General features: G+C 73.1%; 8 protein-coding genes and 1 pseudogene. 7 read left to right on the forward strand and 2 right to left on the reverse strand.

The genetic code is table 11. The features are described from left to right. Window positions 1-24 precede the first annotated feature (24 nt). Window positions 25-654, reverse strand: coding sequence for an alpha-ketoglutarate-dependent dioxygenase AlkB (locus tag AC07CM_RS11270; protein WP_478876093.1), 630 nt, complete (start codon window positions 652-654; stop codon window positions 25-27). A gap of 107 nt (window positions 655-761) precedes the next feature. Between AC07CM_RS11270 and AC07CM_RS11275 the strand changes: the two genes are divergently transcribed. Both AC07CM_RS11275 and AC07CM_RS11280 read left to right on the forward strand, forming a co-directional pair. Further along, window positions 762-1,388: a TetR/AcrR family transcriptional regulator gene (locus AC07CM_RS11275; RefSeq protein WP_478876094.1), complete on the forward strand. Its 627-nt coding sequence runs from the start codon at window positions 762-764 to the stop codon at window positions 1,386-1,388. A gap of 35 nt (window positions 1,389-1,423) precedes the next feature. Beyond that, window positions 1,424-3,097 (forward strand): FAD-binding dehydrogenase, encoded by a 1,674-nt coding sequence (locus tag AC07CM_RS11280; RefSeq protein ID WP_478876135.1) that lies wholly within the window; start codon window positions 1,424-1,426, stop codon window positions 3,095-3,097. Between the two features lie 3 nt (window positions 3,098-3,100). Here AC07CM_RS11280 and AC07CM_RS11285 read toward each other — a convergent pair whose 3' ends face one another. Next, window positions 3,101-3,451 (reverse strand): DUF488 domain-containing protein, encoded by a 351-nt coding sequence (locus AC07CM_RS11285; protein WP_478876095.1) that lies wholly within the window; start codon window positions 3,449-3,451, stop codon window positions 3,101-3,103. Window positions 3,452-3,621: 170 nt separating this feature from the next. On the opposite strand from AC07CM_RS11285, the gene AC07CM_RS11290 reads away from it, so the two are divergent. From AC07CM_RS11290 to AC07CM_RS11310, 5 genes and pseudogenes are all read left to right on the forward strand, one after another. Further along, window positions 3,622-5,049, forward strand: coding sequence for a M1 family metallopeptidase (locus tag AC07CM_RS11290; protein ID WP_478876096.1), 1,428 nt, complete (start codon window positions 3,622-3,624; stop codon window positions 5,047-5,049). Window positions 5,050-5,090: 41 nt separating this feature from the next. After that, entirely contained in the window at window positions 5,091-5,837 is a 747-nt protein-coding gene (locus AC07CM_RS11295; protein WP_478876097.1) for a L,D-transpeptidase family protein, read from the forward strand. Between the two features lie 194 nt (window positions 5,838-6,031). Then, complete coding sequence (locus AC07CM_RS11300) at window positions 6,032-6,739, forward strand: response regulator transcription factor (protein ID WP_478876098.1); 708 nt, start codon at window positions 6,032-6,034, stop codon at window positions 6,737-6,739. Beyond that, the gene (locus AC07CM_RS11305; protein ID WP_478876099.1) at window positions 6,736-8,586 is read left to right on the forward strand and encodes a sensor histidine kinase; all 1,851 of its coding nucleotides are present in this window, start codon (window positions 6,736-6,738) and stop codon (window positions 8,584-8,586) included. The genes AC07CM_RS11300 and AC07CM_RS11305 overlap by 4 nt, the downstream gene beginning before the upstream one ends. 42 nt (window positions 8,587-8,628) lie before the next feature. Beyond that, a pseudogene (locus AC07CM_RS11310) lies at window positions 8,629-8,988 on the forward strand (DUF6098 family protein); the annotation flags it as partial.

The raw sequence follows: 8,988 nt of genomic DNA on the forward strand, positions 1-8,988 counted from the left end.
CCAACCAGAGCCGGGCGGGACGTGTCACTGCACGCCGTGCGGCCGGAACTGGACGCTGATGCGGGGTCCCGTGGCCCGCGCGGTCTTGGGGACGCAGTGCTCCCAGGTCCGCTGGCAGGAGCCGCCCATCACGATGAGGTCGCCGTGCCCGAGCGGCCGCCGGACCGTCCTGCCGCCGCCTCCCGCAGGCCGCAGCAGCAGATCACGGGGCGCGCCCACGGACAGGATCGCGACCATGGTGTCCTCACGGGCACCGCGCCCGATCCGGTCACCGTGCCAGGCGACGCTGTCCCGGCCGTCGCGGTAGTAGCACAGCCCGGCGGTGGTGAACGGCTCACCGAGTTCCTCGGCGTAGTGCGCGCTCAGTACCGCGCGTGCCTCGTCGAGGATCGGGTGGGGCAGCGGGTCGTCGGTCTTGTGGAAGGCGAGCAGACGCGGTACGGCCACCACGTTGTCGTACATCTTGCGCCGTTCCGCCCGCCACGGGACCTCGGCCGCCAGTTGTTCGAACAGGGCGTCGGCGCCACTCAGCCAGCCCGGCAGCACGTCGATCCAGGCGCCCGAACCCAGCTCGGTCCGGCGCAGCCCGCCGAGGGGACCGAGCCGCAGTTCGTCGGTCTGGTCGAACAGGGAGCCCTGGAGGTGCGTGGACATGAGCCCAGCGTACTCCTTAATCGAATGTGTATTCGATGAATCTGGCGACCCCCTTTCGATACATCGATGTATCGGATACATTCGCGTATCGAACTGGAGGTCTCGCCATGACAGCGGAGGACACGGCCCGGCGCGTCACCCGCCGGCGGGCCCGGACGCGGGCCAACCTGCTCGACGCCGCCTTCACGGTGTTCGCCGCCAAGGGCTTCGGCCGTGTGTCCATCGAGGAGGTCTGCGAGACCGCCGGCTACAGCCGGGGCGCCTTCTACTCCAACTTCGCCACCCTGGACGAGCTGTTCTTCGCGCTGTACCGGGAGCGGGCCGACCTCATCGCCTCCCAGGTGGCCGACGCCCTCGCCCAGGACGGTCCGGACCTCGACGTACCGGCCTCCGTGGACCGGGTCACCGACGTGCTGCTGCTGGACGTGGACTGGCTGCTGGTGAAGACCGACTTCCTGGTGCACGCGGCCCGCGACCCGGCCGTCGCTCAGGCCCTCCTGGACCACCGCACCCGGCTCCGGGAGGCCATCGCCGACCGGCTCTTCCGGGCCCGGGGCCACACCGAACTGCCCGCCGTGCTCGGCGACGCCGACGGCGCCGCCCGCGCGGTGGTCGCGGCCTACGACGGCGTCACCACCCAGCTGCTGCTGGACAGGGACGTCGACGCCGCCCGCACCTGGCTGAAGCAACTGCTCACCGCGCTGCTGACCGACGGCAGCGCCAACCCCGTATGAGTCGCAGAGGGAAGGACACACACGCCATGGCCGCCATGGACGCGGACGTCATCGTCGTCGGAGCGGGCCTCGCGGGCCTGGTCGCGGCGCACGAACTCACCAGCCGGGGCCGGCGCGTGGCCCTGGTCGACCAGGAGAACGCAGCCAACCTCGGCGGCCAGGCGTTCTGGTCCTTCGGCGGGCTCTTCCTCGTCGACACGCCCGAGCAGCGACGCCTCGGCATCAAGGACTCCTTCGACCTCGCCTGGAACGACTGGCGCGGCAGCGCCCGGTTCGACCGGCAGGCGGACGAGGACTCCTGGGCCGTGCGCTGGGCCCGCGCCTACGTGGAGTTCGCGGCCGGCGAGAAGCGGAGCTGGCTCCAGGGCCACGGCATCGAGCTGCTGCCCACCGTCGGCTGGGCCGAACGCGGCGACCTGCGGGCGAACGGGCACGGCAACTCGGTGCCCCGCTTCCACATCGCCTGGGGCACCGGTACCGGCGTGGTCGAACCCTTCGTCCGGTACGCCCGGCAGGCCGCCCGGGACGGACTGCTCACCTTCCACCACCGGCACCGGGTGGACGAGCTGGTCGTCGAGGACGGCACGGCGCGCGGGGTGCGCGGTACCGTCCTGGCCGACGACGACGCACCGCGTGGCGTGGCCTCCAACCGCGACCGGGTCGCCGACTTCGAACTCACCGCCCAGGCCGTCGTCGTCACCACCGGCGGCATCGGCGCCGACCACGACATCGTGCGCCGCTACTGGCCCGACCGGCTCGGCACGCCCCCCGCCGAGATGGTCACCGGCGTCCCCGCCTACGTCGACGGCCGCATGCTCGACATCAGCGCCGAGGCCGGCGTGCGCCTGGTCAACCGGGACCGGATGTGGCACTACACCGAGGGCCTGCAGAACTGGAACCCCGTCTGGCCGGGCCACGGCATCCGGATCCTGCCCGGTCCGTCCTCCATCTGGCTCGACGCCCTCGGCCGCCGGCTGCCCGACCCGTGCCTGCCCGGCTACGACACCCTCAACACGCTCAAGTACCTGCGCACCACCGAGGACATCGCCGGGTACGACCACTCGTGGTTCATCCTCACCCGGAAGATCATCGAGAAGGAGTTCGCCCTCTCCGGCTCCGAGCAGAACCCCGACATCACCGCCAAGGACCGCAAGGCCGTGCTGCGCGACCGCCTGCTCGGCAAGGGCGCCCCCGCGCCGGTCCGGGCGTTCCTCGACAAGGGCGCGGACTTCGTCTCCGCGGGCAGCCTGGAACAGCTGGTCGAGAAGATGAACGGCCTCACCGGGAAGCCGCTCCTGGACGCGACCGAGGTGCGCCGCCAGATCGAGGCCCGCGACCTGCAGATGGCCAACCCGTACAGCAAGGACTCCCAGGTCCAGGGGATCCGCAACGCCCGCCGCTACATCGGTGACCGCCTCGGCCGGGTCGCCGGCCCGCACCGCATCCTCGACCCGGCCGCGGGCCCCCTGATCGGTGTCCGCCTGCACGTACTGACCCGTAAGACCCTCGGTGGCATCCAGACCGACCTCGACTCCCGTGCCCTCGGCGCCGACGGCAGCCCCGTCGCCGGCCTGTACGCGGCCGGCGAGGTGGCCGGCTTCGGCGGCGGAGGCGTCCACGGCTACAACGCCCTGGAGGGCACCTTCCTCGGCGGCTGCCTCTTCTCGGGCCGCGCGGCGGGCCGGGCGGCGGCGAAGCAGACGGGCTGAGCCTCAGCCCGCCAGCAGCTCGGCCAGCACTGAGGCATGGCTCTGCTCCGGCGTCTTGGACGCCGTGAGCAGCGTCACCCGCCCCTTGCGTGCCGACTTCCTGAGTCCGTCGAGGAGTTCGGCGGCCTCGGGAGCGTCGAGTTCCGCCTCGTACCGGCGGCGGAACTCCTCGTACGAGCCCTCGTCCGCGTGGAACCAGCGGCGCAGCTCCGTCGACGGCGTGAGTCCTTTCGGCCACTCGTCGATCCGTGCCGCGTCCTTGGCGAGACCGCGCGGCCACAGCCGGTCCACCAGGACCCGCAGGCCGTCGTCGGAATCGGGCGGTTCGTAGATCCGGCGTACGCGGACGCTCACGGTCGGGCTTCCCTTCGGGGCGCGGACGGTGCCGCGAGCGTACTTCGGCCGTCCCGCCCTCCTCGGTGGCGACGCGGCGTGACTTGACCAGAATGAGAGGGAAACCGGGACGCCCTCGCCCCTAGTCTGTGGCGAAACGATCATTCGCCACCCCCCCAAGAGGAGCGCCCGTGACGCCACCGCGCAGTCAGGCCCCAAGACGACGTACCGCAGTCCTCCGCCGGGAGGCGGTCCTCGCCACCGTCCCCGTCGCCGTGGCGGCGATGCTGGCGGCGGCCGGACCCGCGGCGGCCGGCACCGCCGGCTCGTCCGGGGCGGGCGACCCCTACTTCCCGCTCAGCGGCAACGGCGGCTACCACGTCAAGCACTACGACCTGACGCTCCGTTACGACACGGGCACCCGGCACCTCGACGGCAAGGCGGTCCTCACCGCCCGCGCCACCCAGAAGCTCACCCGCTTCGACCTCGACTTCAAGGGCCTGAAGGTCACCGGCGTCACCGTCGGCCGCACCGCCGCCGGCTTCCGCCGCAGCGGCCAGGAACTCGTCGTCACGCCGCGCCACGCGCTGCGCGAGGGCCAGGAGTTCCGCGTCACCGTCACCTACCACGGCACCCCCGAGCCGGTCACCGACCCGGACGGTTCCGCGGACGGCTGGATACCCACCGACGACGGCGCGTTCGTCGCGGGCGAGCCGCAGGGCGCGATGACCTGGTTCCCGGCGAACAACCACCCCAAGGACAAGTCGACGTACGACTTCACGATCACGGTTCCCAAGGGTCGCACCGCCGTCGCCAACGGCGTCCTGCGCGGTCAGCACACCGCCAACGGGCGCACCACCTTCCGCTGGCACCAGGCCGAGCCCATGGCCGCCTACCTGGCCACCGCCACCGTCGGCAAGTTCAAGGTCGAGCAGTACACCACCCACGACGGCATCCAGGTCTACAACGCCGTCGACGCCCGGGAGGCGCGCGCGGCGGCGTCCGTGCTCAAGAAGCTGCCCCCCGTGCTGGACTGGGAGAGCAAGCTGTTCGGGCCGTACCCGTTCCGCGCCGCGGGCTCGATCGTCGACCACGCGCCGAACGTCGGTTACGCCCTGGAGACCGAGAGCCGGCCCGTCTACGACTCCGCGCCCGACGTGAGCACCCTCGTCCACGAGAACGCCCACCAGTGGTTCGGTGACTCGGTCGCGCTGACCTCCTGGAAGGACATCTGGCTCAACGAGGGCTTCGCGACCTACGCCGAGTGGCTCTACAGCGAGCAGCACGGCGGGGACAGCGCCCAGAAGTCCTTCGACGCCCTCTACGCCCGCCCGGCGGGCAACGACCTGTGGGCCTTCCCGCCCGGCGACCCGGGCAGCGGCAAGAACATCTTCGACACGCCCGTCTACGCCCGTGGCGCGATGACCCTGCACGAGCTGCGCAAGGCCGTCGGCGACCACGACTTCTTCCGGATCCTGCGCGCCTGGGCGACCGAGCACCGGGGCGGCCACGGCACGACCGCCCAGTTCGTGAAGCTCGCCGAGCGCGTCTCCGGCAAGGATCTGGACGGGCTCTTCCACACCTGGCTCTACACGCGGGGCAAGCCGAACAAGGCCTAGAACCTGACGAGTTCCAAACATGTGTCGGCGATGGTCGACCCATGATCCATCGCAGAACCGCCGTCGCTCTCCTCGGCTCCCCGCTGCTGCTCACCGGCTGCGGCGGCGGAGCCGAGGCGACCGAGCGCCGCGCCCCCGCCACCCGCCCGGCGCCGACGGCCACCCCCACCCGCGCTCCCGGGATCCGGGCCGAAGCGGCCCCGCAGGGCATACCCGGCCTCGGCCCCCGGACGGCCGCCGTCATACCGGACCGCTCCCGGCAGGCCGTCGTCGTCACCGGGCGCGGCAGGAACTCCCCGCTGTCCACGGTCGTCGTGCACGAGCGCACCCCCACCGGCTGGCAGGCGGGAGCCGAGTGGCCCGCGCACAACGCGCTGCGCGGCTGGAGCACCCACCACAGGGCCGGGGACCTGCGCTCCCCGCTCGGCGTCTACACCCTCAGCGACGCCGGCGGCCTGCTGCCCGACCCCGGCAGCAGGCTCCCGTACCACCACTCCACCGGGTTCAGCTCGCCGGGCACCGGGTTCGAGGGCGAGCCCCTGGCCGGCTCCTTCGACTACGTCGTCGCCATCGACTACAACCGAGAGCCGGGCACCTCGCCCCTGGACTGGACCCGCCCCCTCGGCCCGGGCCGGGGCGGCGGTGTCTGGCTGCACGTCGACCACGGGGGTCCCACCCACGGCTGCGTGAGCGTCGCCAAGGCCCACATGAAGGCGCTCCTGCGCACCCTCGACCCGGACCGGCATCCGGTCGTCGTCATGGGGTACGCCGACTGGCTCGCCGGCTGAGCCGCCCAGGGCCTGTCGTGAAGTTCCCGTCTGCCCCGCGACGCCTGGCACGCTCCCCCGGAGGGGGCACCCCCACTCGCCGTACCGGGCGAAAACCCAGGTACGTCCAGTACGAGGACTTCCGCACCAGACGCCGCAGGCCCGCCCTTCGGGCGACGACGGGAACTTCACGACAGGCCCTAGGATCCGAACTCGTGTGCGCACATGTACTGGTCGCCGAGGACGACGAGAAGCAGGCCGAACTGATCCGCCGCTCGCTGCTGGCCGAGGGGCACACCGCCACCGTGGTGCACGACGGCGCGGCCGCGATCGAGGCCGCCCGCCGGCTCGGACCCGACCTCGTCGTCCTCGACCTGATGCTCCCGGTGATCGACGGCTTCGGCGTGTGCCGGGTGCTGCGCGGCGGCACCGAGGATCCGGACATCCCGGTGGTCATGCTCACCGCCCGCGCCGCCGAGGACGACGTGCTGCTCGGCCTCGAACTGGGCGCCGACGACTACATGACCAAGCCGTACAGCCCGCGCGAGCTGATGGCCCGGATCCGCACGGTCCTCAGGCGCAGCGGGCGCGGAGCGCACGTCCGGGACGACGATCCGGTGGTACGGGCCGGGGGAGTCGGCGTCGACCCCGTACGGCACGAGGTGCGCTGTGACGGCAGACCGGTGGAGTGCACACCCGCCGAGTTCCAGATCCTGCTCGCCATGGCGGGGGAACCGGACCGGGTGTTCTCCCGTCGGCAGCTGCTGCAGTGCACCCGCGGTTTCGACCGGGCCTCCACCGAGCGGGCCGTGGACGTGCACATCATGAACCTGCGCCGGAAGATCGAGGCCGACCCGCGGCGGCCGGTCCGTCTGGTGACCGTGTTCGGCGTCGGCTACAAGCTGACCGGCGGCCGCCCGTGAAGCGCCGGCCGGCCGCGCGGCGCCGGATAGCACTGCGCAAACGGCTGCTCGTCCGGCTCCTCTTCGTCTCCGCCCTCATCGCCGTCTGCTCGGTGGCGGCCACCGCCTGGCTCGCGGTGACCACGACCACCAGCGCCCTGAAGGAGGAGCAGGGCCAGGACCTGGCCGCCGACAACAGCATCCTCGCCCGGCTCAGCGGATACGCCGCCGCCCATCCCGACTGGGCGGACGTCCAGCACACCGTCCGTGACCTGGCCGCCGAGACGGGCCGGCGCATCGCCCTGACCACCGCCGACCGCACGCTTCTCGCCGACTCCGCGCCGCGCGGCACGCCCGTGCCGCCCCGGCCCGCCGCCACCGTCGACCCGTTGCGCACCGACACCTGGACCGAGACCGGCGCCCAGCTCAGCGGCATCGACCCCCGGGTGGTGGGGCCGTACCGGGTCACGGCCGAGGAGCGGGCCAAGCTGGACGCGCTCGCCGCCAAGCGCCGGCAGTGCTACGAGAGCTTCGGGATCGAGGCCACGGTGCAGCGGATCCCGAGCGGACGCCCCGTGCTCAGCAGCCCGGAGGGGACGGACACCTCCTACGCCATGGAGCAGTGCGGGGACGGGCAGCTGAACACCCCCACCCCGACCGAGGAGAAGGCCCTGACCGAGCTGGCGGAGCTGGCCCGGCCCTGCCTGCGGCACGAGGGCCTGGACCCCGGGGGACCCCTCTTCCTCACCTTCGACCCGAGCGGCAAGGACCCGTTCGGCGGAGGTTACCTGGTGTCCAAGCTCGCCCGGCCGACCGGCGGCAAGGCCGGGCAGGCGGCCCAGCGCTGCGTGCAGGGCGCCCGCCGCACCCAGCTGGAGCCCTACGTCGCCCCGGTCGCCGAGCTGTTCCTCGGCATCGGCGACCAGAATCCCTCCCGGTTCGACATGTCGGCGGCCAACAAGGCCAAGGTGGTCGGCGCGGCCGGACTGGTCCTCGCCGTCACCGTCGCCGTCACCGCCGTCGTCGCCGTCCGGCTCTCCCGGCCGCTGCGTGCCCTGACCGAGGCCGCGCAGCAGCCGCCCGAACTGCACGTGCGGGTGCCGGTGACCACCCGGGACGAGACCGGCATCCTGGCGGAGGCGTTCAACGACCTGACCGAGCGCCGCGAGCGCCTGGAGGCCCAGCGCAAGGCGATGGTCAGCGACATCGCCCACGAGCTGCGCAGCCCGCTCACCAACATCCGCGGCTGGCTCGAGGTGGTCCGCGACGGCGTCGTCGACCCGGATCCGGCCCTGCTGGCCTCCCTGCACGAGGAGGCGCTGGTGCTTCAGCGGATCATCGACGACCTGCAGGACCTCGCGGCTGCCGACGCGGGCACCCTGCGCGTGCACCGCGAGCCGCTCCCCGCCGGTGACCTGCTCGACCAGGTCGCGGCCGCCCACCGGGTGGCCGCCGACACCGCCGGGGTCGCCCTGCGCACCGAGGCCGACGGCACCGCCTGGCTGGACGCCGACCCGGTACGGATGCGGCAGGCGCTCGGGAACCTGGTCTCCAACGCGCTGCGGCACACCCCCGAGGACGGCACGGTCACGCTGGCCGCCCGCCGGGACGGCGAGGAGGTCCTGCTCACCGTCACCGACACCGGAACCGGCATCGCGCCCGAGGACCTGCCCCACGTGTTCGACCGGTTCTGGCGCGCCGAGAAGTCCCGCAGCCGCCGCACCGGAGGCAGCGGCCTCGGTCTGCCGATCGTCCGCCACCTCGTCGCCGCCCATGGCGGCACGGCTCAGGCGGCGAGCGAACCGGGTGCGGGCGCGGTCTTCACCCTGCGGCTGCCCGCGGCCGCGCCGCCCGGGGACACCCCGTGAGAGCGGAAGCCGCGGGTCCCTCTCCGGCGCACCCTTGCCGGTGCCGCCCGCCCCCTCGGCGTCGAGGAGCGGTGGCAGGACCGGTCGGTGGAGGGGTGGGTGGCGCGCCGGCCGTACGACTACGCCCACCTGCCGCACGAGAGGGGCCCCGGCGTTCGTCCCCGGGTCCTCGACGGCCGGGGGACGGGGCGGGGCCCCGACAACGAGCCGCTCGTCGCGGACGCGGAACCGATGTGCTGGATCGCCGACGAGATGATCGACGAGGCCAGGGCCGAGGCGGCCCGGCAGGAGCGGGAGCGGGGGGCGCCGCGCCGCTTCTGCCCCCTCGGCCCCCCCCCCCCGCGTTGGGGCCCCCCCAAAGTGGCCCGGAGCGCGTCCGGCGCACCCACACCCCCCTCCTCC

Source organism: Streptomyces sp. NPDC044061 (genome assembly GCF_056434305.1).

What these genes read in the sequence shown, in the direction of transcription:
- AC07CM_RS11270 (WP_478876093.1), bottom strand. Translation starts at nt 654, where the DNA reads ATGTCCACGCACCTCCAGGGCTCCCTGTTCGACCAGACCGACGAACTG.
- AC07CM_RS11275 (WP_478876094.1), top strand. Translation starts at nt 762, where the DNA reads ATGACAGCGGAGGACACGGCCCGGCGCGTCACCCGCCGGCGGGCCCGG.
- AC07CM_RS11295 (WP_478876097.1), top strand. Translation starts at nt 5,091, where the DNA reads ATGATCCATCGCAGAACCGCCGTCGCTCTCCTCGGCTCCCCGCTGCTG.
- AC07CM_RS11280 (WP_478876135.1), top strand. Translation starts at nt 1,424, where the DNA reads ATGGACGCGGACGTCATCGTCGTCGGAGCGGGCCTCGCGGGCCTGGTC.